The 23,351-nt window shown below is 67.9% G+C and carries 20 protein-coding genes and 6 tRNA genes; 18 read left to right on the plus strand and 8 right to left on the minus strand.

The window, feature by feature from the left end:
- Positions 1-798: 798 nt before the first annotated feature.
- Together C9424_RS17470 and C9424_RS17475 are read right to left on the minus strand one after the other, a co-directional pair.
- Positions 799-1,644: a cytochrome gene (locus C9424_RS17470; protein WP_116768160.1), complete on the minus strand. Its 846-nt coding sequence runs from the start codon at positions 1,642-1,644 to the stop codon at positions 799-801.
- An 82-nt stretch (positions 1,645-1,726) separates the two neighbouring features.
- Positions 1,727-1,801: transfer RNA gene (locus tag C9424_RS17475), tRNA-Val, on the minus strand.
- 578 nt (positions 1,802-2,379) lie between these two features.
- On the opposite strand from C9424_RS17475, the gene C9424_RS17480 reads away from it, so the two are divergent.
- The 6 genes from C9424_RS17480 (at position 2,380) to C9424_RS17505 (ending at position 3,434) form a co-directional block, all read left to right on the plus strand.
- Positions 2,380-2,452: transfer RNA gene (locus C9424_RS17480), tRNA-Gly, on the plus strand.
- A gap of 46 nt (positions 2,453-2,498) precedes the next feature.
- Positions 2,499-2,569: transfer RNA gene (locus C9424_RS17485), tRNA-Cys, on the plus strand.
- A gap of 39 nt (positions 2,570-2,608) precedes the next feature.
- Positions 2,609-2,683 (plus strand) — tRNA-Val (locus C9424_RS17490).
- A 58-nt stretch (positions 2,684-2,741) separates the two neighbouring features.
- Positions 2,742-2,814: transfer RNA gene (locus tag C9424_RS17495), tRNA-Gly, on the plus strand.
- Positions 2,815-2,863: 49 nt separating this feature from the next.
- A tRNA-Val gene (locus C9424_RS17500) sits at positions 2,864-2,938 on the plus strand.
- 226 nt (positions 2,939-3,164) lie between these two features.
- Positions 3,165-3,434: an antitoxin gene (locus C9424_RS17505; RefSeq protein WP_091255742.1), complete on the plus strand. Its 270-nt coding sequence runs from the start codon at positions 3,165-3,167 to the stop codon at positions 3,432-3,434.
- Positions 3,435-3,723: 289 nt separating this feature from the next.
- On the opposite strand, the gene zapE is transcribed toward C9424_RS17505, so the two are convergent.
- Positions 3,724-4,761, minus strand: a complete 1,038-nt coding sequence (zapE, locus tag C9424_RS17510) for a cell division protein ZapE (protein WP_116768161.1) — start codon at positions 4,759-4,761, stop codon at positions 3,724-3,726.
- A gap of 226 nt (positions 4,762-4,987) precedes the next feature.
- On the opposite strand from zapE, the gene C9424_RS17515 reads away from it, so the two are divergent.
- From C9424_RS17515 to ybaK, 3 genes are read left to right on the plus strand one after another with little or no spacing between them, the layout of a single operon-like run.
- The gene (locus C9424_RS17515; protein WP_116768162.1) at positions 4,988-5,905 is read left to right on the plus strand and encodes a sulfurtransferase; all 918 of its coding nucleotides are present in this window, start codon (positions 4,988-4,990) and stop codon (positions 5,903-5,905) included.
- A 59-nt stretch (positions 5,906-5,964) separates the two neighbouring features.
- Complete coding sequence (locus tag C9424_RS17520; protein ID WP_202615914.1) at positions 5,965-6,438, plus strand: SufE family protein; 474 nt, start codon at positions 5,965-5,967, stop codon at positions 6,436-6,438.
- Between the two features lie 41 nt (positions 6,439-6,479).
- Complete coding sequence (ybaK, locus tag C9424_RS17525) at positions 6,480-6,977, plus strand: Cys-tRNA(Pro) deacylase (RefSeq protein ID WP_116768163.1); 498 nt, start codon at positions 6,480-6,482, stop codon at positions 6,975-6,977.
- Between the two features lie 61 nt (positions 6,978-7,038).
- Here the strand turns inward: ybaK and C9424_RS17530 are convergent, their stop codons facing one another.
- Positions 7,039-8,397 carry an alpha/beta hydrolase family protein gene (locus C9424_RS17530; RefSeq protein WP_116768164.1) on the minus strand — a complete coding sequence of 453 codons (1,359 nt, stop codon included), beginning with the start codon at positions 8,395-8,397 and terminating at the stop codon, positions 7,039-7,041.
- Positions 8,398-8,623: 226 nt separating this feature from the next.
- On the opposite strand from C9424_RS17530, the gene C9424_RS17535 reads away from it, so the two are divergent.
- The 9 genes from C9424_RS17535 to C9424_RS17575 all read left to right on the plus strand — a co-directional run bounded on the left by C9424_RS17535 (position 8,624) and on the right by C9424_RS17575 (position 18,998).
- The gene (locus tag C9424_RS17535) at positions 8,624-9,112 is read left to right on the plus strand and encodes a hypothetical protein (RefSeq protein WP_116768165.1); all 489 of its coding nucleotides are present in this window, start codon (positions 8,624-8,626) and stop codon (positions 9,110-9,112) included.
- A gap of 14 nt (positions 9,113-9,126) precedes the next feature.
- Positions 9,127-9,630 (plus strand): peptide-methionine (R)-S-oxide reductase MsrB, encoded by a 504-nt coding sequence (msrB, locus tag C9424_RS17540; protein WP_116768166.1) that lies wholly within the window; start codon positions 9,127-9,129, stop codon positions 9,628-9,630.
- Between the two features lie 208 nt (positions 9,631-9,838).
- Positions 9,839-11,248 carry a DUF6421 family protein gene (locus tag C9424_RS17545; protein WP_116768167.1) on the plus strand — a complete coding sequence of 470 codons (1,410 nt, stop codon included), beginning with the start codon at positions 9,839-9,841 and terminating at the stop codon, positions 11,246-11,248.
- Positions 11,245-12,027 carry an SDR family oxidoreductase gene (locus tag C9424_RS17550; RefSeq protein WP_116768168.1) on the plus strand — a complete coding sequence of 261 codons (783 nt, stop codon included), beginning with the start codon at positions 11,245-11,247 and terminating at the stop codon, positions 12,025-12,027. The genes C9424_RS17545 and C9424_RS17550 overlap by 4 nt, the downstream gene beginning before the upstream one ends.
- Before the next feature lie 92 nt (positions 12,028-12,119).
- On the plus strand, positions 12,120-13,208 hold the full coding sequence (locus C9424_RS17555; RefSeq protein WP_116768169.1) for a threonine aldolase family protein: 1,089 nt from the start codon (positions 12,120-12,122) through the stop codon (positions 13,206-13,208).
- Positions 13,209-13,280: 72 nt separating this feature from the next.
- On the plus strand, positions 13,281-13,925 hold the full coding sequence (locus C9424_RS17560; RefSeq protein WP_116768170.1) for a DUF3000 domain-containing protein: 645 nt from the start codon (positions 13,281-13,283) through the stop codon (positions 13,923-13,925).
- A gap of 61 nt (positions 13,926-13,986) precedes the next feature.
- A complete protein-coding gene (locus tag C9424_RS17565) occupies positions 13,987-15,345 on the plus strand; it encodes an HRDC domain-containing protein (RefSeq protein WP_116768171.1) in 1,359 nt (452 codons plus the stop codon).
- 255 nt (positions 15,346-15,600) lie between these two features.
- Entirely contained in the window at positions 15,601-16,842 is a 1,242-nt protein-coding gene (locus C9424_RS17570; RefSeq protein ID WP_237563538.1) for a thiolase family protein, read from the plus strand.
- Positions 16,839-18,998, plus strand: coding sequence for a 3-hydroxyacyl-CoA dehydrogenase NAD-binding domain-containing protein (locus C9424_RS17575; protein WP_116768172.1), 2,160 nt, complete (start codon positions 16,839-16,841; stop codon positions 18,996-18,998). Before C9424_RS17570 ends, C9424_RS17575 begins: the two co-directional genes overlap by 4 nt.
- A 46-nt stretch (positions 18,999-19,044) precedes the next feature.
- On the opposite strand, the gene C9424_RS17580 is transcribed toward C9424_RS17575, so the two are convergent.
- From C9424_RS17580 to C9424_RS17595, 4 genes are read right to left on the minus strand one after another with little or no spacing between them, the layout of a single operon-like run.
- Positions 19,045-20,043, minus strand: coding sequence for a hypothetical protein (locus C9424_RS17580; RefSeq protein WP_133247535.1), 999 nt, complete (start codon positions 20,041-20,043; stop codon positions 19,045-19,047).
- A 56-nt stretch (positions 20,044-20,099) separates the two neighbouring features.
- Positions 20,100-21,641 (minus strand): ABC transporter ATP-binding protein, encoded by a 1,542-nt coding sequence (locus C9424_RS17585; RefSeq protein ID WP_116768174.1) that lies wholly within the window; start codon positions 21,639-21,641, stop codon positions 20,100-20,102.
- A complete protein-coding gene (locus tag C9424_RS17590; protein WP_116768175.1) occupies positions 21,638-22,396 on the minus strand; it encodes an energy-coupling factor transporter transmembrane component T in 759 nt (252 codons plus the stop codon). The genes C9424_RS17585 and C9424_RS17590 overlap by 4 nt, the downstream gene beginning before the upstream one ends.
- 33 nt (positions 22,397-22,429) lie before the next feature.
- Entirely contained in the window at positions 22,430-23,251 is an 822-nt protein-coding gene (locus tag C9424_RS17595; RefSeq protein WP_116768176.1) for an ECF transporter S component, read from the minus strand.
- Positions 23,252-23,351 lie beyond the last annotated feature (100 nt).

The raw sequence follows: 23,351 nt of genomic DNA on the forward strand, positions 1-23,351 counted from the left end.
CCGCCCGACCCGCCCAGGCCGCATAACCGCAACCCGAACAGAGACGGCATGATCCGATCCGAGCCACCCGTGTCATTACGGACCCGGCATTCACGGCGTGATTCGGGCAGCGACGGCGTCATACAGGCCAACGTGCCACCACGTGATCGCACACCCAGGGGTAACGGCAGCACGGCTGCCGTCCGCGGTGGCCACGGCCCCTTGGCACGGCCGCACGACGGCGAGCAGGATCAGTCGCTGCGTTACCCGGGCCGAGTTACGACCACGTAATCGCAGACCACGCGGTCGCGGTAGCCGGGCAGCGAAGGCGGCTCCCGGTTACGGCCTTCTGACGGACGCCCGCGCGGCATCCCGGGCAGTTGACCAGGTTCCACGACGGCAGTCTGGGGCATTGGCTGCATCACCCGGGCCAAAGTGCGCGCGGTGAAATCGCAAGCCCTGATGACAACGGCATCCCCCCGGCGATTAGGGTTCGGCATCCCGACAAAACCTCAACAACACTTCATCGCAGCTATTCGACAGGAAACTGGGATGCGACTGCGGTTTCCCAGCCAAGTGGGCGCCGGAACGACGGCAGCGCGCGGGAGACTTCCGCAAAATGCCATCCTTGCCACGCAAGGCAACATGTCATGCGACCCCGCGCCCCAGCGGGCAAATTACCGGCGGTGGCAGTTGCTGGCGCTGTGCTGGAGCCGGGGCAGTGACACGGCGGCGAGCCATGAGCCACTTCTGCATGGGGTGCCCCCGATAGGAAGAGTTAGCCCGAGAGAGCTCGGGGCCGGCCTCAGCAGCGCCGGCTCAGCGCTTCACGGGAGGCGCGAGCGGGAGCAATGCCGCCCCGGCAGTGGCGGTGTCGGCCGACATTTCCCAGACGCGGCGCAGAGCGCAGAATTTCCACCAGTGGTGTTTCAGGACGTCGGGATTGGCCCGCTGCGGACGGACTTCCGTCTCGCCTACTGCCACTGCCAGGAGGATTGGCGATTCGCCGTGCTGCCATGCTTCCCACTCCCCCGCCACGGGATCCACGAGGCTTTCTTCCGCCTTCATACCGGCGACGAGCTGCATCACGACCTTGTCATCGAGCGGTTTGACGGTGCCGTCCCGGCTGGTGCCCTTGGTCTTGTAATCGATGAGACAGGTCCGGCCGTTGATCTTCGCCACGAGGTCCAGGGTGCCGGCATAGCCGACCGTCTTGTTCCACACCGTGATCTCTGGGGCGATGGGTTCAACCTGGAAGAGCTCCCACCATTCATCGAATCGCGCAGCGAAGGCTTCCTCACCATTGGCGGCGAGGGCTTCGCGGGTTTCCTTCCTCTGGTGCGGCCGGCCGAGCGCGCGCAGCGCAACCTGCTCACAGTAGTTGTGGACCCGGTCGCCGCGCTTGGCGGCCTCGTCCCGGTAGCTCTCCGCTGCCTTGGCTGCCCGGCTGACTGCCTGGCGCAGCTTGCCTGGGCTCCCCAGAATGCCAGGAAGTTCGGGATCCTGGGCAAGGCTGTTGGCCCCCATGTAGCCGAACCAGCCATCGAGTCCGTGGGGCTGTTGGCCAATCACCGTAGTGATTGACGGGACGGAGAATTGTGCCGATGTGGAGCGTGCGTACATCCGGCCATAGTCAGTGGCGTGGGCGAGGAGTGGAGCAGTCATGTAAAGACTCTTTCACGGGGGTCAGACAACGATGAAAAGCAAAATGGCCCGCCCCGCATGTCAGCGGAACGGACCATTTCGTTGGTGGGCGATACTGGGTTCGAACCAGTGACCTCTTCGGTGTGAACGAAGCGCGCTACCACTGCGCCAATCGCCCCAACGACATTGAATGCTAGCCCACCCGGCCGGATTTTAGAAATCGGCGCCGATGACGACCCCTCGACCGGGGTCACGCCCGTCGTTACCAAGGGTCGGCCACTACGCCAGACCACTGCCCGCGCGAGCAGCACCTCGCCCGGCTCCCAGCAACGCGTCACCAGCACAGGCGAACCTTTACTCCCCGACTGCAGCGCCGCCTTACCAGCCCGGGCCCCGGACGCCGGGTCCCCCTGCACCCTGAAACTCCGCACGCCGGGTCGCCCTGGACCCTGGGACCGACACCCGCAGGCACGGAGTCCCCCACGAGCACGCAGCCGCCCACCCAATTCCCAACCCGGAGACTCCAAGCCCGAGCCCGAGCCCAAACGGTGGACCGCTTTCATCGCCGCCACGGTATGCCTGCGAAGCTAATTACAGCCCTGTAATTCGTAAAATCCCCTAGAAATCAAGGAAGTAGGGCCATTGAGTCGGGGTCATCGGGCCTCGATTTGTAGATTCCCAGAACCTCCTATAGAGTTCTTACTCGTTGGAACGCGAGGAAATGCCGAATGCGGCAAGGAAATGCACCCCAATAATGCGGACGTAGCTCAGCTGGTAGAGCACCACCTTGCCAAGGTGGATGTCGCGAGTTCGAATCTCGTCGTCCGCTCGCAGGACACTGTCACGGCAAAGGTTCTTCGGAATCCTGCTTACACGGTGGGTTGGCCGAGAGGCGAGGCAGCGGCCTGCAAAGCCGTATACACGGGTTCGAATCCCGTACCCACCTCGGTGAAAACCATGGTTTCCGGTTTAGGCCGGATGAAATGGGCGATTGGCGCAGCGGTAGCGCGCTTCCCTGACACGGAAGAGGTCACTGGTTCGATCCCAGTATCGCCCACCAAAGCAAGGTAACTTGCTTGATGCAGTACCACCGGCCAAGCCGGCATGGACTTCATATTGCGGACGTAGCTCAGCTGGTAGAGCACCACCTTGCCAAGGTGGATGTCGCGAGTTCGAATCTCGTCGTCCGCTCTCTTGTGTAAATGATTGACACAAATCCACTCCGGATTCTTCCGGTTGCGGGCGATTGGCGCAGCGGTAGCGCGCTTCCCTGACACGGAAGAGGTCACTGGTTCGATCCCAGTATCGCCCACCATCAAGCAGCTCCCCTGGAGCTGCTTTTTTCGTGCCCTTGTGGCGTCCTGGATGTTAGCTGGATTATCGGTATCGGGCGTTGATCTGGGCGGGCCCTGCCGGACCGGGCCACAAGGCCCTTGACAGGAGTTCCCCGAGAACGGGCTGGCCCTTGGCATGACCCCTACGGGCCGTTAGTATCGGAAGCCGGAGGAGCGATCTGGCTCCGCGACCGAAGGGAGGTGCCCGTGGGTTTACTTGACGATCTGAAGGGCAAGGCTCAGCAAGTCATTGGTGGCAACGAACAGGCCATCAAGGACGGCATCGAAAAGGCCGGCGATTTCGTCGACTCGAAGACCGACGGCAAGTACGCCGACAAGGTCGATGCAGTGCAGAAGGGTGCTTCCGACTTCGTGGATCAAGCAGACGACAGGCCGACCACGGCCCCCGTCGTCGAGCGGCCCCTCGTCGCGGATGAGCCTCCTGTAGCCGGGGAAACCCGGCAGCAGGGCCTCTGACCCAGGTACGTCAGCGAGGTGTCGGTCCCGCCGAGAGGCGGCGCCGGCACCTTCGGCGTTTAACGACGCCAAACGAAGCAACGCGGGGATCTTCGAGCCCATCCGGAAGCTCAGTATGGGCTCGAAGTGACTCCGCGTTGCTTCGCGTGGAGGGGTTCGCCTTGGCGGGGTTTCGACGTCGGAGTGTCACCACGTCGCCGCGTTCCGGCTGCGAACGGTTCAGACTCGAGACGATACCGGCCCAGGCGGGTCCGCGCCTACGCCGGTCCTCGACTAAGCCGATTGGGGGCTAAGACGGTTCGTGGTTCTGGCCCTCACGGGCAAGCGCGGTAAGCCGGGAAACGGCGCGGAAGTACTTCTTCATGTACCCGCCGGTCATCATTTCCTCGGTGAAGAGCTTGTCGAACGGCACGCCGCTGGCCAGGATGGGCACGTCCTTGTCGTACAGCCGGTCTGCCAGCACCACGAACCGCAGGGCCACGGCTTGCTCGGTGATCGTGTGCACGTTCTTCCACACGACGCCTTCGATCCCGTCCAGCAACTGGCGGTAGCGGCTCGGGTGCACGCCGGCCAGATGGTTGATCAGGGTGCTGAACTCGTCGCGGGCCACGGTCTTGCCGTCGAATTCGGCCTGCATGTGGTGGGTCAGGTCATCATTGCGCAGCGGAGCGGGCGCTGCCGGCAGGCCGCGGTGGCGGAAGTCCTCGCCGTCAATCCTTACGACGTCGAACTGGTCTGCGAGCACCTGGATTTCGCGCTGGAAGTCGACGGCGGCAAAGCGTCCGTCGCCGAGTGAACCCGGCAGGGTGTTCGACGTCGCGGCGAGCTTGACGCCCGCGTCGGCGAGTTCGCGCATGAGCCGGGACATCAGCACGGTGTCGCCCGGATCGTCGAGCTCAAACTCATCGATGCACACGAGCTTGTAGTGGCTCAGGGCCTCCACGGTCTTGCGGAACGACAGCGCGCCGACGAGGTTGGTGTACTCGACGAAGGTGCCAAAGGCCTTGGGGCCGGGGGCGGCGTGCCACAGCGATGCCAGCAGGTGGGTCTTGCCGACGCCGAATCCGCCGTCGAGGTAGATCCCCGCCCGGGAGGTGTCCTTCTTGCCGAAGAGCCGCTTGAACAGGCCATCGCCGTCGCGCGCGCCCACACCAGCGGCGAAGTGCTGAAGGGCGTGGACCGCGTGCGCCTGGCTGGGCTGGGCGGGATCGGGACGGTAGCTCGAAAACGACACCTCACCAAACCGCGGCGAAGGATAGAACCCATTGAGGAGTTCGTCCACGGAAACTGCCGGCGTGCGGGCGGCGAGCTGTTCGATGTGTACCAAGGTGGTCCGTTCTGCTGGTCTCTTGTCCCCAGCAAGAATACCGGCAAGGGAAGGCCGCCCCGTGTGCGCGGATGCGAACGGGCGGCCGGCGTGAGCAAGACCACATTTCCCCGTGTGAACCCGGTGGAGCAATCCCGCGGGGCCGTGACTAGTGTTGTAACAGGCTGGCGCCGCGCACTCTTTTCCGCGCCCGGCCTCCTGACCGTTTCAGTGAAAGGCCATCACCATGTCCTACCCCGTTGAGCAGAACGAAAAGTTCGCCGCGTACGCACACCCCGAGCGCCTGGTATCCACCGACTGGCTCGCCGCTGCAATTGATGCCGGCGCGCTCGACGGCGGCAAGCTCGTGGTGGTCGAGTCGGACGAGGACGTGCTGCTGTACGAAACCGGCCACATCCCCGGCGCCGTCAAGATCGACTGGCACACGGATCTCAACGACGAGGTCACGCGCGACTACATTGACGGTGAAGCCTTCGCCGCCCTGGCCGCGGCCAAGGGAATTTCCCGGGACAGCACCGTGGTCATCTACGGCGACAAGTCCAACTGGTGGGCCGCGTACGCCCTGTGGGTGTTTACGCTGTTCGGCCACGAGGACGTCCGGCTCCTGGACGGGGGCCGCGACAAGTGGATCGCCGAGGGCCGTGCCCTCACCACCGAAACCACGGTTCCGGCTCCGGGGACCTACCCCGTGGTGGAACGCAACGATGCCCCGATCCGCGCCTTCAAGGAGGACGTCCTTGCCCACTTCGGCAAGCCGCTGATCGATGTCCGCTCCGCTGAGGAATACACCGGCCAGCGCACCCACATGCCGGCCTACCCGGAGGAAGGCGCCCTGCGCGGCGGGCACATCCCTACCGCGGCCTCCATCCCCTGGGCCCGCGCAGCCGCCGAGGACGGCACCTACCGCGACCGCAGCGAGCTCGAGGCCCTGTACCTGGGCGAGGCCGGGCTCAAGGAAGGCGACGACGTCGTGGCGTACTGCCGGATTGGCGAGCGGTCCAGCCACACCTGGTTTGCGCTGAAGTACCTGCTGGGCTTCGACACCGTACGCAACTACGACGGCTCCTGGACCGAATGGGGCAACGCCGTGCGCGTCCCGATCGTCAAGGGCGCCGAACGCGGAACGGTCCCGGCCGGTCGCTAGGTTCGGCGCCGGCGGTTGCGACCGGGACACAATTGCCGCTCGTGCGTAAGCTGGGAGTGATGAATGCTTCTGCCCTCCCCGCCGCGCTGGCGGAAATTGTTGACGACTTCCAGGCCTTGACTGAACCCGAGCGGCTTCAACTGCTCCTTGAGTTCTCGCAGGGACTACCGGAGCTTCCGGAGCGGCTCCAGGACCACCCGGAACTGCTCGAGCAGGTGGTGGAGTGCCAGACGCCGCTCTTCCTCACCATTGAGACAGAACCGGCCGACGGCGGCGCGCCGGAGCGCGTCCGGCTCTACTTCAAGGCGCCCAAGGAAGCCCCGACTACCCGCGGCTTCGCCGGCGTGCTCCATGAAGGACTCGACGGCCTCAGCGCTGCGGAAATCCTGGCCGTCCCGGACGATATGCCCGAACAGCTCGGCCTCACCCGGGCCATCACTCCCCTGCGGATGCGCGGAATGACCGCCATGCTGGGCCGGATCAAGCGCAAAGTCGCTGCCTCCGGATCCCAGCACGCGCCGGCGCAGTCCTGACCTGCGGCGCTTAGACAATCAGCTAAGGACAATCAGCCGCTATGGCCCGAAAACAGGCATCCCAGGGAACTCCGGCCACCGCGGCACTCGCGGCCGCCGGGGTTCCCTTTGTCGCGCACCCCTACGCGCATGATCCTGCCGTAGCGAGCTATGGCCTCGAGGCCGCGGAGATGTTGGGCATCGACCCCACCCGGGTCTTCAAGACCCTGATGGTCGACGTCGATGGCCGGCTCGCCGTCGGCGTCGTGCCCGTGAGCGGAAATCTGGACCTTAAGGCGATGGCTGCGGCCCTGGGCGGCAAGAAGGCCGCAATGGCGGACCCCGCCGCCGCGCAGCGACGTACCGGCTACGTGCTCGGCGGCATTTCGCCACTGGGGCAACGCCAGTCCTCCCCCACCGTGGTGGATGACAGTGCCCTGGCGCTGGCGACCATCCTGGTCTCGGGCGGCCGGCGCGGCCTGGACATCGAGCTGGATCCGGCCGAGCTCATTCGGCTTACGGCCGCCCGCACCGCGAGGATCGGCACCCGGCACGACTAACTCTCCCGGCGATCGCGCGGCACATCACGGCAGTGTTGGCGTGAATCACCGCCGCCACCTGTCAGCCCGGCGTGGAGTGCCCGGCCGCCGGCTCCTGGTCCCCGGGATTGACACGGGGCGCCAGCTGCTGCCGGAGCCAGGCCATGACCTGCCGCTCCCAGCGCTCCGGATCCACATTCCATTCTTTGGTGTGCCGAGCGGTGTTGAAGGACTCGAACGTGACCATCTCGGGATTCTTCTCGGCGAGCTCGGCAGAGGGCCCGTACGGGACGTATTCGTCGTCCACGCTGTGCACAATGAGGGTCGGCGTCCGCAGTTCCACGGCCCGCGACACCCAGTCCATCGCCTTGAGGTCTACCGGGGCGGCCAGCCCGGTCAGCCGCCGGCCCAGAGGGTGGCTGAGCATCAGTTGCCCGTACCGCCCCACCGACGACGGGATCCGGTTCAGCTCCGCATGGTGGGCCAGCACGTTGACCCAGTTGATCACGGGGGCGTCCAGGACCATCGCCCGGATCAGCTGCCGGTGCCGCGAGAGGTCGGCCGTCTGGAGGCAGATCGCGCCGCCCATCGACCAGCCGAACAGGACGACCTCGCGGGCGCCCTGCTCCAAGGCAAAGTCAATGGCGGCTTCGACGTCGCGCCATTCGGTGGAGCCCAGCCCGTAGCGCCCGTCGCTGGCTGACGGAGCCAGGCCGTCGTTGCGGTAGGAGATCAGCAGACTGGGCATGCCCAGGTCCCGAGCGGTCCGGACGGCCCTCAGGCCCTCCTGCCGTGAGGCGCCGCGCCCGTGCACCATGATCGCCCAGACGTCCGACACCGTGTCTTCCGGGGCCGGTACGGCGCGCACCAGCCATGCCGGCGCGGTTCCGCCCTCGACGTCGATCACCACGTCCTCCGCCGAAAGGCCGATGGCGGCCGGATCCGGATAGGCCGCCCCGCTCCACCAGCCGCGGCGGGCGGTGGAAATGTCCCCGCTGTAGACGGTCTCGACTTCCCGCAGCACGGTGCGTTCGGCCGGCGAGTAGGAGAGGATCCGGCCGATCCGCGCGTGGCCCCGGCCGCCGTCGAAGAAGAACCCGTACACCCCGTCCACCGTGGCATCCGGGGTAGCGGCCAGGATGACCTGCAGCCCACGGCCCTCCCGGATCACGGCCAGCACTTCCTGGTCCGCGTCGCGGAACCTGGCAGGGGTGATGACACGGCGGGCGAAATACAGCGCGAGGGCGGATGATCCGGCGGCGAGGACGCCCGCAGCGGCGCTGCCTCCGATGATCCCCCCGACCGCCCACTTGGCGCTTCCGGACGGCCCGGCAGCGGCGGATGGAGCAGGGACCGCTGCAGAGGCTGCGGCAACAGTGGTTGCCGCTCCGCGTGTGGCGGTCCGGGAGAGATCCGGCGGGAGGCGCAAGGAGGATGCCATGGCACCATTCTGACTGAACGGTCCGACAACGACGGCATTATGGCCCTTCACGAAGAAGGGGGTTACTCCCGCAGCACCGCGCAGGTAGTTCCCCGCCAGTGGGGACACGGCGGAGCGGACACACGGGCCGGGCCGACACGCGGCGGAGGCACGCCAGCGGGACACGGCATGGTGCGCGCCGGGACAGAACCATGCACGGCGACACGAGCGCGACTAGGCTGGGGTCATGAGTGATCCAATCGTCATTTTGACAGAAGAGCCCCTCGGTGCGGATGACCGCGTCAACATCGAAACCCTGATTGCGGGCGGCGATGCGCCCCTGCTGATCCTGGTCCCGGCCAATACCGAGCGGCACCTGATGGTGGATTTCCTGGAAAACCTTTCCATGCTCGAAGTTTCCAAAGCCTTCCGCGAACTGACGGCGCATTCCGACCCCGCCGAGGAGCGGGCCGAAGCCGCCGACACCCTGGCAGCGTCCCTTGCTGCCTTGGCCGGCCTCGGCGGCGGAGTCTCGGGCGAAATCGTCGAGGGCAAGGCCGTGGATGGCCTGGTCGCCAAGGTCAAGGAACTCAGCGCCGGGCAGGCCGTGGTGATCACCCGCCCGCACGCTGTCGCCGACACCTTCCACACCGACTGGGCCACCAAGGCACAGGACAAGCTGGGCCTGCCCGTCCTGCATCTGTACGCCGGTTCGGGATTTATCGGGGACTCCTAAGCGTTATTGAGGCTATGAGCATCTTCAAGAACAGGCCCAAACCCATGCCCCTGGCAGTGCCCTCCGCCGAGCCCGACGGCAGCACCGCCACCACGCCGCTCGAACACAACCAGGTCGAAAAGACGGATGCCCAGTGGCGCGAGGAACTGACCCCTGAGGCGTACCGGGTGCTGCGCCAGGCCGGCACCGAACGGCCCTACACCGGCGAATACTGGGACACCCACACCCGGGGCGTGTATCAGTGCCGGGCGTGCGGCACCGAGCTCTTCACGAGCAATGAGAAGTTCGACTCGCACTGCGGCTGGCCGTCCTTCTGGGCGCCGCTTGCCGACGGCACAGTCCGCTATATCCACGACCGCACCATGGGCATGGACCGGGTGGAAGTCCGCTGCGCCACGTGCGATTCCCATCTGGGCCACGTGTTCGACGGCGAGGGTTACGGCACCCCCACGGACCAGCGGTACTGCATCAACTCCGTTTCGCTGAAGCTCGTACCCGCGGACGACGCCGGGAAGTAAGCCCGCCTGCCGGGCCCGCCGGTGCCGAAACGCCGCCGGTGGGCCCCGCAGCCCTCCCTCTTCTTCCGCTGGAACAGTCTTTCAGAATCACTTGCCACAGTCTTTCTTATGCTCGAGGCAATTTTGCATTAGAGCTGCTGTTTGCTTGCTACGCTCGATTTAGATCCAGCGACACGCACCACAGCTACTAGAAAGGCGACCGTCGACGATGACCACGACCGCTCTTACCGCCCCCGCCCAGATCACGGCCAGCAACCAGGAATGGCTGCGGCTCAAGGCTGCCGCCACCGCACTGCAGGCCCTTCAGATCCAGGACGGATCCGTCCCGGAAACCACAGCCCACGAAGCCGCGGCCGGGTACGTCGCAACCATCACCGCAGCGATTTCGGCCCTGGCACCGTCCTTCCCGCACGACGCCCGCTACCTTGAACTGCTCGTCACCGACTTCGGCCGCTGGGCCGATGGCGGCTTTGGCGTGCCGGACTTCCTGGATTCCCTGCAGGCCTTCCAGCCGCAGCAGCACCGCGTCAACGGGCTCCAGCACCTCGTCGTGTTCCCGATGTACACCCAGAACGGCAGCAGCAACCGCCTGGTCGAGGCCGTGCTGATCGAGGTCATCTGGCCCGAGTTCATCGGCGGCCTGGAACAGGGCGAATACTCCAACAAGCTCTTCGTCCCGATCCGCTTCCTCGACTTCACGCCGGGCTACAACACCAACTCCGCAGTGCTCTTCCCCGAGACCGTCGCCGTCCGCGAGACCCCCACCTTCACGTGGGGCGCGATCTTCGCCGACCGCGAGGCTGCCCGCTTCCGCCGCGTCCTGCGCGCTGCTGCGGACATCACCTCGCTGCAGCTTCCCGACGACGCGGCAGCACTGCTGGAGGACCAGAAGCTGACGCAGGAAACGTTCGTCATGTGGGACCTGATCCATGACCGCACCCACATGCGCGGCGACCTGCCCTTCGACCCGTTCATGATCAAGCAGCGCATGCCGTTCTTCCTCTACTCGCTCGAGGAACTGCGCTGCGACCTCACCGCCTTCCGCGAGTCGGTCAAGATCGAGAAGGACGAGGACGCCGACCCTGAGGCACGCCGTCACGCCAAGCTCGTCCAGTACGCCGTGATCTTCGACCGCATCTTCCGCTTCGCGATCACCGGAACCCGCGTCCGCAACTACGACGGACTCGGCGGCCAGCTGCTCTTCGCGTGGATGCACCAGCACCACGTCCTGCACTGGACCGACAGCAAGCTCAGCATCGACTGGGACGAAGTTGCCGACGTCGTGGTTGAACTCGGCGCCCGCATCGAGGAACTGTACTGGCGTTCGATCGACCGTCCGAAGATGGCCCACTGGCTCGCCGCCTACGAACTCATCTCCGGCACGGTCACGCCCAACCCGGCGTCGGTCTGGGCCAAGGGTCCGGACGCCCTCCCGCTGGCCGGCCCGCCGCGCGGCCTCACGGACCAGGTCCTGGACGACGAGTTCCCGCTCTCCATGTTCTACGAGGCCCTCGAGAAGAAGATGCGGCCGGTCATTGAATCCACCGCCGGCATCACGGGGTCTTCTGACACCGGAGAAACCAGCGGCAGCGGCGCCGAGGCCCTGAACGCCGGATGAGTGCCGGACGCACTTTGAACGTGCTGGTCACGGGGGGCAGCGGGCCGTCGGGAATCGCGACGGCCCGCGCCCTGCGCGACGCGGGCCATGCGGTCTTCACCGTCGGCTCGGACGCCGCCCGGATCGAGGCCGCCGCTGCCGACGCCGGCAGCGGCGTCACGCCGCTTGTCTGCGACCTCGCCAGCCTGTCTGACGTCCGCGCCTTGCGGTCGAGCGTCGCGGGCCTGGCAGGAAGCGTCGACGGCGTGATCCACCTCGTGGGCGGCTGGCGCGGCGCGAAAGGCATCACGGACCAGAGCGACGAGGACTGGGACTTCCTGGAACGCAACGCCGTCACCACCCTGCGGAACGTCAGCCGTGTCTTCTTCGATGACCTCGCAGCCTCGGACACCGGGCGCTTCGCCATGGTGTCCTCAACGGCCGTGAGCGCCCCGACGGCCGGCGGCGCCAGCTACGCCGCGGCCAAGGCCGCAGCCGAAGCCTGGACGCTGGCGGTCGCGGACGGCTTTCGGCGGGCCCGGCCCGCGGCCGACGGCACAGGAAGCACCGAGCCAGCCGGCCCGGTGCAGCACGCCACCGGCCAAGACAAAACGGGACTGAGCAGCGCCGCCGTCATCTTCGTGGTGAAGGCCCTCGTTGACCCTGCGATGCGGGCCAAGGCCCCCGAGCGCAAATTCCCCGGCTTCACGGACGTCGCAGACCTGGCGGCTGCCGCCGTCGGGCTCTTCAGCACTCCCGCCGGGGAACTGAACGGCCAGCGGTTGCTGCTCAGCCACTGAACTGCCCCCCGGACTTAGCGCCGTCTCCGGACTTAGCGACCGGACTTAGCCCTTGCGGGCCGACCTCTTAGACTGAAAGCGTGAGCAAAGCGATGACCAGCACAGTTGAAACTGCCCCTGCCAGCACTGCGGTGCGGCTCCATGATCCCTCCGTCCGCGGCTTCGCCTCGGACAACTACTCCGGCGTGCACCCTGAGGTCCTCGCGGCCCTGGCTGCCGCCAATGAAGGCCATCAGGTCTCCTACGGCGAGGACGAATACACCGCCCGCCTGCAGAAGCTGATGGAAGACCACTTCGGCGACGGCATCGAGTGCTTCCCCGTTTTCAACGGCACCGGCGCCAACGTCCTGTCCCTGCAGTCGCTGCTGCCGCGCTGGGGTGCCGTAATCTGCGCCTCCACCGCCCACATCAACATGGACGAGAACGGCGCACCGGAGCGGATCGGCGGCATCAAGCTCCTGCAGGTCCCCACCACCGACGGCAAGCTCACGCCTGCCCTGATCGACCAGGAAGCCTGGGGCTGGGGCGATGAGCACCGCGCCCAGCCGCTGGCCGTCTCCATCACCCAGACCACCGAACTCGGCACGTGCTACACCCCGGAGGAGGTCCGGGCCATCGCGGAGCATGTCCACTCCAAGGGCATGAAACTGCACATGGACGGCGCCCGGCTGGCCAACGCCGCCGCGCACCTCGGCGTTCCGCTGCGGGCCTTCACCCGCGATGCCGGCGTGGACATCCTCTCCTTCGGCGGCACCAAGAACGGCCTGCTGTTTGGCGAGGTTGTCATCGCGCTGAACCCGGATGCCGCCCACGGCCTGATCTACCTGCGCAAGATGAACATGCAGCTGGCCTCGAAGATGCGCTTCATGTCAGCGCAGTTCATTGCCCTGCTCGAGGGGGATCTGTGGCTGCGGTCGGCCTCGCACGCCAACGCCATGGCCGCCCGGCTGCGCGCCGGCGTCGAGACGATCCCCGGCGTCACGCTGAGCCAGAAGACCGAGTCCAACGGCGTCTTCGCCATCCTGCCTGCCGGTGTCGCAGACCGGCTGCGTACGTCCTTCCGCTTCTACGACTGGAATGAGGCGGCCCGTGAGGTCCGCTGGATGTGCTCCTTCGACACCACCGAGGAAGACGTTGATTCGTTCATTGCGGCCATCAAGCGCGAGCTCGCAGCTGCCTGAGCCCTGCACTGCTTCCCCTGTCCGGCGGCGAGCCTGCCGGGCAGGGGCACGGCCGTTGCATAATCTTCCAAGGTGAGCTCCCTCGATCAGGTTCCGGCAGATTTCCTCTTCGCCCTGGGGACCCTTCGACAGGCTCGGTGCCGCAGCGAACTTCACCTGGACGAAATTCCCGCGCCGTCACGGCTGGCACCGTTCGCCGTCGCCCTGGGCGCAGAAGTGATCGGCCCGGGCGAATCCGCCGGCAGCGCGGTCCACGGGCCGGCCGCCGCGGCTTTGGCGCGTGCGTCCGGCAGCGACGACGTCGAACTCGCCACCGGCCGCTTCATCCTGCTCCACGATCCCGACGGCTCGGCCGTGTGGGACGGGGAGTTCCGGATCGTCACCTACATCCGCGCCCAGCTGGAACCTGAGATGGGCAACGACGAACTGCTGGGATCGGTGGCGTGGACCTGGCTGGTCGAGGCGCTGGACAACCACCAGGCGCCCTATCGCTCCGCCGGCGGCACGGCCACGAGGGTGCTCTCAGAGAGCTTTGGAACGTTGTCGGACCGGCCGGATTCGATCGACATCGAACTCCGGGCTTCCTGGACCCCCGCCACCCCGGACATCACCTCGCACCTGGAGGCGTGGTCAGACATGGTCTGCACCTTCGCCGGGCTGCCGCCCCTGCCCGAGGGTGTCACCCCCCTTCCCCGGCGCCCCCGCGGACACGCGTGAGGCGTTTATTCGGCCACGGTCACGGCCTTATACGCCATGTTGTCGGTAAACTGTAGAGACCATGACCCCTCAAAATCCGGAAATCAGCACGGCCGGCGCCGTTCACAATACGACAGAGGCCGCTGACACCACAGCCCACATCACGGTGGAAGGCTTCGACAGCCTGGTCCCTGAAGTGATCGACCTCGACGCCCCCCGTGACGGCGTGCCTCTGGTCATCGAAACCCAGTCCGGACTCGAACGCTGCGCCGCGGCCCTCGCCGCCGGCCACGGGCCCGCGGGCGTGGATGCGGAACGGGCCTCGGGCTTCCGCTACGGCCAGCGCGCCTTCCTCGTCCAGATCCGGCGCGAAGGCTCCGGGACCTGGTTGATCGATCCCGAACCGTTCGGGGACCTGAGCATTATCAATGACGCCCTGCGCGGCGTCGAATGGATCCTGCACGCCGCCAGCCAGGACCTCCCCTGCCTGTCCGAACTCGGCATGTGGCCGGACAAGCTCTTTGACACCGAGCTCGCCGCGCGGCTGGCCGGGCTGCCCCGGGTGGGCCTCGCCGCCGTGATCGAACAGCTCCTGGGCTTCGGTCTGGCCAAGGAACACTCCGCCGCCGACTGGTCCACCCGACCGCTGCCGGAACCTTGGCTGCGATATGCCGCCCTCGACGTCGAAGTCCTCACCGAGCTGCGCGAGGAACTCATCGAACTCCTCGTCGCGGACGGCAAGCTGGAGTATGCCGAACAGGAATTCGCCGCCATCCTTGAGGCCGGACAGGCCCCGCCGCGCGTTGACCCGTGGCGCAAGACCTCCGGGCTGCACCAGATCCGGGACCGCCGCCAGCTGGCCGCGGTCAGGGAGCTGTGGCTGGAGCGCGATTCCCTGGCCCAGAAGCGCGACGTCGCCCCCGGCCGGCTGATCCCCGACTCCGCCCTCGTCGCCGCCGCCAAGGCCATGCCCACCACGGTCCCGCAACTCCTTGGCACCAAGGGGTTCCATGGCCGCGCTGCCCAGCGCGAGGCGCCCCGCTGGCTGCGCTGCATCGCTACCGCCAGGGCCCTGGAAGACCTTCCCCCGCTGCACCTGCCCACCAACGCTCCCCCGCCGCCGCGCGTCTGGGCGGACAGGGACCCTGAGGCCGCCGCGCGGCTTGCCACGGCCCGCCCCAAGCTTCAGGGCAGGGCCGAGGAACTGAATCTGCCCGTGGAAAACCTCCTGACGCCTGACTACCTCCGCCGGGTCGCGTGGCGTCCGCCGGCCGAACTCAGCGAGGAAGGCGTGGCCGAGGAGCTCGCGAACCTCGGAGCACGCCAGTGGCAGATCGAAATCACCGCTCCGCTCATCACCGAGGCCTTCCTGCACCCCGAGCCGCTGCCCGCCAAGGAGCCGAAAGCCTCCGCGGAGGTGCCATCCGGTTCCGCCGGATAGTCCACCCCTCACGGTAGACCTCGAACGCGGCTCCCCCGCCTCCTTGCCAGCTATGTTACTGGCGAGTAACATGATGCATGATGTCGCCCGGATTCCTCCTGCCTGCGGCAAGGCCTGCACCAGGCCTTGCCGCAGGCGCGGATCCGGCACCCATGTCTCAATGAGGAGCACCACGTGAGCCCAGCCAGCACGAGCGGAACAACCAGCAGCGGGAAGACCAACAGCGCGAGTCCCCGCACCGTGGGTCCCCGCGCCATTCGCGAGGTCGTCTTCGTCGACGGCGTCCGCACCCCCTTCGGCCGCGCGGGCGAAAAAGGCATTTATGCCGGCACCCGCGCCGATGACCTCGTGGTTAAGTGCATCCGCGAACTGATGCGCCGCAACCCCTCGCTTCCGGCGGAAAGGATCGACGAAGTCGCGATCGCCGCCACCACCCAGACGGGCGACCAGGGCCTGACCATCGGCCGCACCGCCGCCCTGCTCGCCGGGCTCCCGCGGACCGTGCCCGGCTTCGCGATCGACCGCATGTGCGCCGGCGCCATGACCGCCGTGACCACGACGGCAAGCGGGATCGGCTTCGGCGCGTACGACGTCGTCATTGCCGGCGGCGTGGAACACATGGGCAACCACCCGATGGGCGCCGGCGCCGACCCCAACCCGCGCTTCATGTCGGAGCGGCTCGTTGACCCGGCGGCCCTGAACATGGGCAACACGGCCGAGAACCTGCACGACCGCTTCCCGGCCATCACGAAGGAACGCACCGACGCTTACGCCGTCGCTTCCCAGGACAAGCTGGCCGCTGCCTACGCCAGGGACCAGATCCAGCCCGACCTCGTGCCGGTGGCCACGATGAAGCCGGGCCAGGGCTGGATGGTGAACACGGTGGATGAGCCGCCGCGCCCGGGCACGACGGTGGAGGACCTCGCCGCGCTGCGGACCCCATTCCGTACCCACGGCCGGGTCACGGCCGGCAATGCCGCCGGACTCAACGACGGCGCCACCGCCGCCCTGCTGGCCTCCGCGGACGCCGCGGAGGAACTCGGCCTGCCGGTCAGGATGCGCCTGGTGTCCTACGCCTTCGCCGGCGTCGAACCCGAGGTCATGGGCATCGGCCCGGTCCCGGCCACCGAGAAGGCACTGAAGAACGCCGGCCTCGGCATCGGGGACATCGGCCTCTTCGAGATCAACGAGGCTTTCGCCGTCCAGGTCCTCAGTTTCCTGGACCACTTCGGGATCGCCGACGACGACCCCCGCGTCAACCGCTACGGCGGCGCGATCGCCGTGGGACACCCGCTGGCCTCCTCCGGGGTCCGACTGATGAACCAGCTGGCCCGGCAGTTCGAAGAAGACCCCACGGTCCGGTACGGCATGACCACCATGTGCATTGGCCTCGGCATGGGCGCCACCGTCATCTGGGAGAACCCGCACCACCCGGATTACGGCACGGAATACACAATCTCCGAATCCGCCACCACCACGACTGGAGCCACAGCATGAGCGCCGCTGATTTCCGCAAGCTTGCCGATCTCTTCCCGAACGAGACGGTCACGCACTCCTACGTCCAGGACATCGAGCTGCCAGCCGTCAGCGGCACCAGCCCCGGCACCTTTGCGCTCATCACGCTGGACAATGGCCTGGACCACTCCAAACCCACCACGCTCGGGCCCAACACCCTCGTGGAACTCGGGATGGTCCTGGAGGGGCTGAAGGAGCGCGCTGCCCGCGGCGAGATTGCCGGCGTGGGCGTTACGGGCAAGCCGTACTTCCTGGTGGCGGGCGCGGACCTGTCCACGGTCAAGTCGGTCAGCGCGCGCGAACAGGGCCTCTGGATGGCCCAGCTGGGCCACGACGTCTACGCCACCCTGGCCGATCTCGGCGTCCCCAGCTTCGCGTTCATCAACGGCCTGGCCCTGGGCGGCGGCCTGGAGATCGCGCTGCAGTCCACCTACCGGACCGTCTCCACGGGCGCCGGCGCGCTGGCGCTGCCGGAAGCCTTCATCGGGCTGATTCCGGGCTGGGGCGGGGTGTACATCCTGCCGCGGCTGATCGGGCCGGAGAACGCGCTCAAGGTCATGATCGAAAACCCGCTGAGCAACAACCGCACGCTCACCGGCCCGCAGGCCTTTGAGCTCGGCGTGGCGGACGCCATGTTCGAGCCCGCGGACTTCATTGAGCAGTCCGTCGCCTGGGCCGCGAAGGTCATTGCCGGCGCCGTGGCGCCGGAGCGGGCCAACGCCGTCGACCCCGCCGCTCCGGAGGTCGCAGCGCGCTGGGCGGCCGCCGTCGCGAAGGGCCGGGCCTTTGTCGAGGCCAAGACGTCCAATGCCTCCCCCGCGCCGGCCAAGGTCCTCGATGTCATGGAAGCCAACCGGACCCTGACGCAGGCGCAGTCCGCCGAACTCGAGTGCGACACCCTCGCGGACCTCATGCAGACCCCCGAGTTCCGCTCGACCGTCTACGCGTTCCTGGACCTCGTGCAGCGGCGCGCGAAGCGCCCTGCCGGCGCCCCGGACCGCAAGCTGGCCCGCCCGGTGGGCAAAGTGGGCGTGGTGGGGGCGGGCCTGATGGCAAGCCAGCTCGCCCTGCTCTTCGCCCGCCAGCTCAAGGTGCCGGTGGTGATGACGGACATCGACCAGGCCCGGGTGGACAAGGGGGTTGGCTACGTGCACGCCGAGGTGGACAAGCTGCTGACCAAGAAGCGGATCAGCCCCGACGCCGCAAACCGCACCAAGGCGCTGGTAACCGGCTCGGTGTCCAAGGAAGCCTTCGCGGACGCCGACTTCGTGATCGAGGCCGTCTTCGAGGAACTCAACGTCAAGAAGCAGGTCTTCAAGGAGGTCGAGGCGATCGTGTCGCCCGAGTGCATCCTTGCGACCAACACCTCGTCGCTGTCCGTCACGGCAATGGCCGCGGACCTCGAACACCCGGAGCGGCTCGTCGGGTTCCACTTCTTCAACCCCGTGGCAGTGATGCCGCTGCTGGAAATTGTCCGCGCACCGAAGACCGACGACGCAGTGCTGGCCACCGCCTTCGAGCTCGCCAAGGGGCTGAAGAAGTCCGCCGTTCTCGTCAAGGATGCCGCCGCATTCGTGGTCAACCGCGTTCTGCTGCGCCTCATGGGCGAAGTAACCGCCGCCTTCGACGAGGGCACCCCGGCCGAGGTCGCAGACAACGCGCTGCGGCCGATGGGCCTGCCGATGACTCCCTTTGTGCTTGGCGCCATGGTGGGCCTGCCGGTGGCCCAGCACGTCCAGGAGTCGCTGCACGCGGCCTTCGGGGACCGGTTCCGGGTTTCGGCGAACTTGCAGGCGCTGATCGACAACGGCGTGAAGTCCATCTGGGCTCCGGGTGCGGACGGCAAGCCAGTCATCCCGGCCGAGACCCTCGCGCTGATGTCCTTCGGCAGCAGCCCGTCCACCGCGGACGAAGTCCTGCGCCGCACGCAGGACGCCCTTGCGGAGGAAATCGGGCTCATGCTCGAGGAGGGTGTCGTGGCCGGTCCGGAGGACATCGATCTCGGCATGATCCTTGGCGCAGGCTGGCCGATGTTCCTGGGTGGCATCACCCCGTATTTGGACCGGGTGGGCGCCTCGGAGCGGGTCAACGGCAAGAAGTTCCTGGCCCCGGGCGTAGCCTCCGAGCCCGCCGCCTGACCGGCCCCGGATCCCAAGGCCACGCAGAGCCGCCGCTGTCCGCAGCTTACCCGGCTGCGGGCGGTGGCGGCGCCGTGTCAAGGCCTCCTGTGCCTGCCGGAACAGCCACCGCGAGGCGGCGGAAGTGTCGACCGGCAGAGGGCAGCCAGACAAGGACCGCGGGAACCAGGCCGGCGATGAGCGGCAGACCCTGGGTGGAGACCGTCAGGAGGATCCCTGACAGCAGGCCGGCCGGGGTGGCCGGATTCTCGGCGGATATGGACGCTAAACCGGCGAGCGTTGCCAGTACGACGAGGGCAAGGCCCGCCAGCGGAACGAGGGTCACGATGGGCCGAACGAACGGCTTTCCACGCCGGACCGCCCTGGCACAGGCGAGGTCTGCAGCCGCCACCGAGGCAAGCGTCAACCAAAGCACCAGCGCCGGAGTCGTGTTTCCGCCTGAACTAATACTTCCCGCAAGGAGGACCAGCCCCAGCACCGCCTGCAGCGCGGCAACAACGCCGGCGACGACCAGGATCCAGACCGATGCCACCACGGTTGGTGGCACCCGGTAGGGCGGGGTCTCCGAACCGGATGATGTTTCCAGCGTTTGCGCAGCGCAGCGCGTGAAATAGGCGTTGGCCGGCGGCAGCCACATCAGTACCGTGGCCACGACCGCCACCACACCCACCGCACCGATGGGAGACAACAGAACGTCCCGCCATGGCACTTCGCCGGCCGACGGACCGCCACGGGCGAAGAAGAGCGCCGGAAGGATCACCGGATACGCCGACAGGACGATGCGTGCCAGCCGGCGGCCCCGTCTCAGGAGCAGGGCGAACACAGCACCGGCCACAAACGCGGCGGCACTGGCAACGCTGAGCGCCAGGGCCGGGAAGTACGTCTCCGGGGCGACCATCCCGCCGAAGGCCAGGATCATGAGCAACCCCATCAGTGTCCAGAGGGTTCCTACGGCCCCGATCACCAGCCATATCCCGGACGAAATCGTCAGGACGGCCGGGACTGCGGCACTCGTGGTCGGGGCGGCGTCCGGTGTGGTGGTCATCCGCCCAATGCTCGGCTACTGGCCGACCGCCCGGTAGGGTCGCAAGCCCCCGCCCGTCAGAGCTCCCGCAGGCAACCGCCGTCGAGCTCAAGGATCCGGTGCGCGGTGGCTCGGGCGTAGGAGAGGTCGTGGGTGACCATGACGACGGCGGTCCCCCGCGCCGCCGCGGCCTCGACGGCCCTGCCGAGCCGTTCGAGTCCGTGCCGGTCCAGCCCCACGGTGGGCTCGTCCAGGGCCAGGACTGCCGGTTCGCGGGCCAGGACCGTGGCCAGGGCGAGCAACCGCTGCTGTGAGGCGGAGAGTTCGGCCGGGTGGACCGCCCCGGCAGCAGCGGAAAGCCCGACGCCGGCCAGGGCCGCCCGTGCCCTGTCCTCGGCTTCGGCTTTGCCGAAGAGCTGCCGGAGGCCGAATGCCGCTTCCCGTAGGACAGTCCGTTCGAAGAGCTGGTCCCGGGGGTGCTGGAACAGCAGGCCGACCGAGGCCGCGACCGTTCCTACGGGCACGCCGGCGATGCTGCGTCCGCAGACCTGGACGTCTCCCTCGGTGGGCCGCAGCAGTCCGTTGAAGTGCCGCAGGAGCGTCGATTTGCCGGCGCCGTTGGGACCGGTCACGGCGATGATCTCGCCCGGGCGAACGGCGAGGTCCACGTCCCGCAGGACCCGTTGCCGGGGACCGGTCCCGCGCCGCTGGTCCTGGCTGTAGCCGAACCCGACCCCGCGTAGTTCAAGGCCTGGTTCGAGCCGTGCCGGCCCGGGGCCCGGTGCGGCGGGAGGCGCCGGGGCTTGACCGGGGACTGCTGCAGCCTCAGGACGGAGAACTCCGGGCACAAGCACCCCGGCGTGCTCCAGCGCGGCCGAGCCGATCAGCTGTGCCGGCACCCCCGCGGCGGTGACGGTTCCGGCGTCGAGGACGGTCCAGTGCATGGCTTCGCCGGCAAGCCGGTCGGCCGCCTGGCTCAGCAGGACGACGCCGGTGCCGGTGGCACAGAGTCCGCGGATCAGCTCCTCGATCCGGGCGGACCCGGCGGCATCCAGGGAAGCCATCGGCTCGTCAAGGATGAGCATGTCCGGTTCAGCGATGACCGCGCAGCCCACTGCGAGCCTGCGCAGCTCTCCGCCGGAGAGCGTGGCCGGGTCGCGGTCCAGTAGCCCGGACAGGCCGGTCCGCGCGGCGGTGCGTTCGACTGCGCGGAGCATGTCCGCCCGTGGCGTCGCACGGAGTTCCAGGCCGAAGGCCAGCTCCTCGGCGACTGTGGCGCGCACCGTGGAAAGCATCGAGGCGGCGTCCTGCGGGACAAAGGCCACGCGGCGGGACCATTCGGCCGGGTTGATCCGCGGGTCGTCGGGCGCGCCGTGAAAATCCAGCCGGGTGCCGTCGAGCTCGAGGCTGCCGCGGAACTCCCCCGCGGGGCCGGCACGCAGCCAGGCTGCCAGCAGTTTTCCGAGCGTGGACTTTCCGCTCCCGGAGCCGCCCAGGACGGCGGTCAGGGAGCCGGGCGTGACCGAGAGAGTTACATCGCGCAGCGCCGGCCGGCTCTCGCCATGAAACGTGAAGGCATCAATCCGCGCCCGGAGAGCCGTGCGGGTGGCCGCCGTCACGACGGGCCTCCGGCAGGCCAGGAGACAACGAGCCGCGCAGCGACGGCTGCGGCAGCGAGCACGAATGCTGCGGCCCGGAAGAGCCGCTGGGCAGGCGGGTCGGCGACGTCGCGGTAGCTGGTGCGGGGTCCCGGGCTGCCGAACCCGCGGGCCTCGAGCGCCTGGGCGCGGCTGCCGGCGTCGTCCATCAGGGCCAGAACCAGCGGAATCATCTGCAGGCGCAGCGCGCCGGCGCGCGACCACAGGCCGCCGCGGATCACCATCCCGCGCGTTTCCTGGGCCTGCCGGATCCGCTCCAGGCGGCCCGCGACGGCAGGCAGGAGGGTCAGGGTGGAGGCCAGGACGAACCCGAACTGCGGCGGGATCCGGCGGGCCGAGAGGGCCGAGACGAGGTCCGGAACGCTCACCGTGAAGGAAAAGAGGAGGAACACCAGGACGCAGGCGGCGGTCCGGGTCCCGAGCTCCAGCGCAAATCGCAGGCCCTCGGCGGTGACCCGTGCCGGTCCCCACGCAGCGAGGACAGTGTGGCCTTCGGGGAAGAAGAGACCGTGCAGCACCAGCAAGGACAGGAACAGGGGCACCAGGATCACCGCCGCGGCGGACAGGACCCGCCCCGCGACTCCACGGCGCACCGCGAGGACCGCGGAGGCGAGTCCGACGGCCACGGACAGCGGCCAGCTGGCTGCCGCCGTCGTGATGACGGCAGTACAGGCCGCCGCAGTCAGCGCGGTGAAGGGGTGAAGGCGCAGGGTCATAGGATCAGGGCCGCAGTGTCACAGCGTCATTGTTCAGGCGTCGGGCGCCGACGGGGCTTTGCCCGCGAGCACGCGGAAGCGCCGTACGAAGGGGAACTGGAACGTGGTGCGGCGGGGCAAGGCGTAGGCCAGCAGCGCCGCGATGGTGAAGACGATCCCTTTGTCCATGGGGTCCGAAATCAGGGCCTGCTTGGTGATGGCGGCCAGGAGGGTGTCCCCCATGGCGCGGAAAGCGCTGACGATCGCACCGGTGCCGAGGCCGGACGTGCCGCCAAAGACGAAGGCGGCGATCGGGGCGGAGACGACGCCGGCGAGGATGCCGGTGATGAAGCCGGCCACGGGTGCGAGGTAGAAGCGGCGGAACAGGCCGATGCGGGCAGCCATGCCGGCGAGGAAGCCGATGAGGGCGGCGCCGGCGGCGAACGGCAGGACCGTGGGGTTGAAGAAGGACCAGACGATGCTGCTCAGCGCGCCCGTGGCGGCGCCGGCGGCGGGGCCGGCGAGGACCCCGATCAGCACGGTGCCGATCGCGTCGATGTAGAACGGCAGGCCGGTGCTGCCCATGAGCTGTCCGAGGACCACGTTCAGGACAAGTGCCACAGGGATGAGGACCAGAGTGGAAGTGGGAAGGACCGGCAGGACGGCGACAATCAGCAGCACAGCGCCGAGCAGGAAGCCCCCGAGGGCCACGAGGGCCGAGAAACTTGCCGGGCCGTTGGCAATGTCAGCGGGCTGGGTTAGCACCAGGAAGACGTAGGTGGCGGCGATGGATGCGGCGCCGGCGATTTCGAGCAGGCGGCGACCGCGGCCGGCCGCCTGTCCAGGGTCCGTGACCGTAAGAGCTGGCTGTGACATGGGAGGTGTTCCTTTGGGTGGGTGCGACAACATCCGCCTCATGTCACCTCGGCGCAGCTACCATCCTAGCGATCCGCGGACCCGCACGGGAACCCACTGG

This window comes from Arthrobacter sp. H-02-3 (assembly GCF_003097355.1).
GTDB lineage: Bacteria > Actinomycetota > Actinomycetes > Actinomycetales > Micrococcaceae > Arthrobacter > Arthrobacter humicola.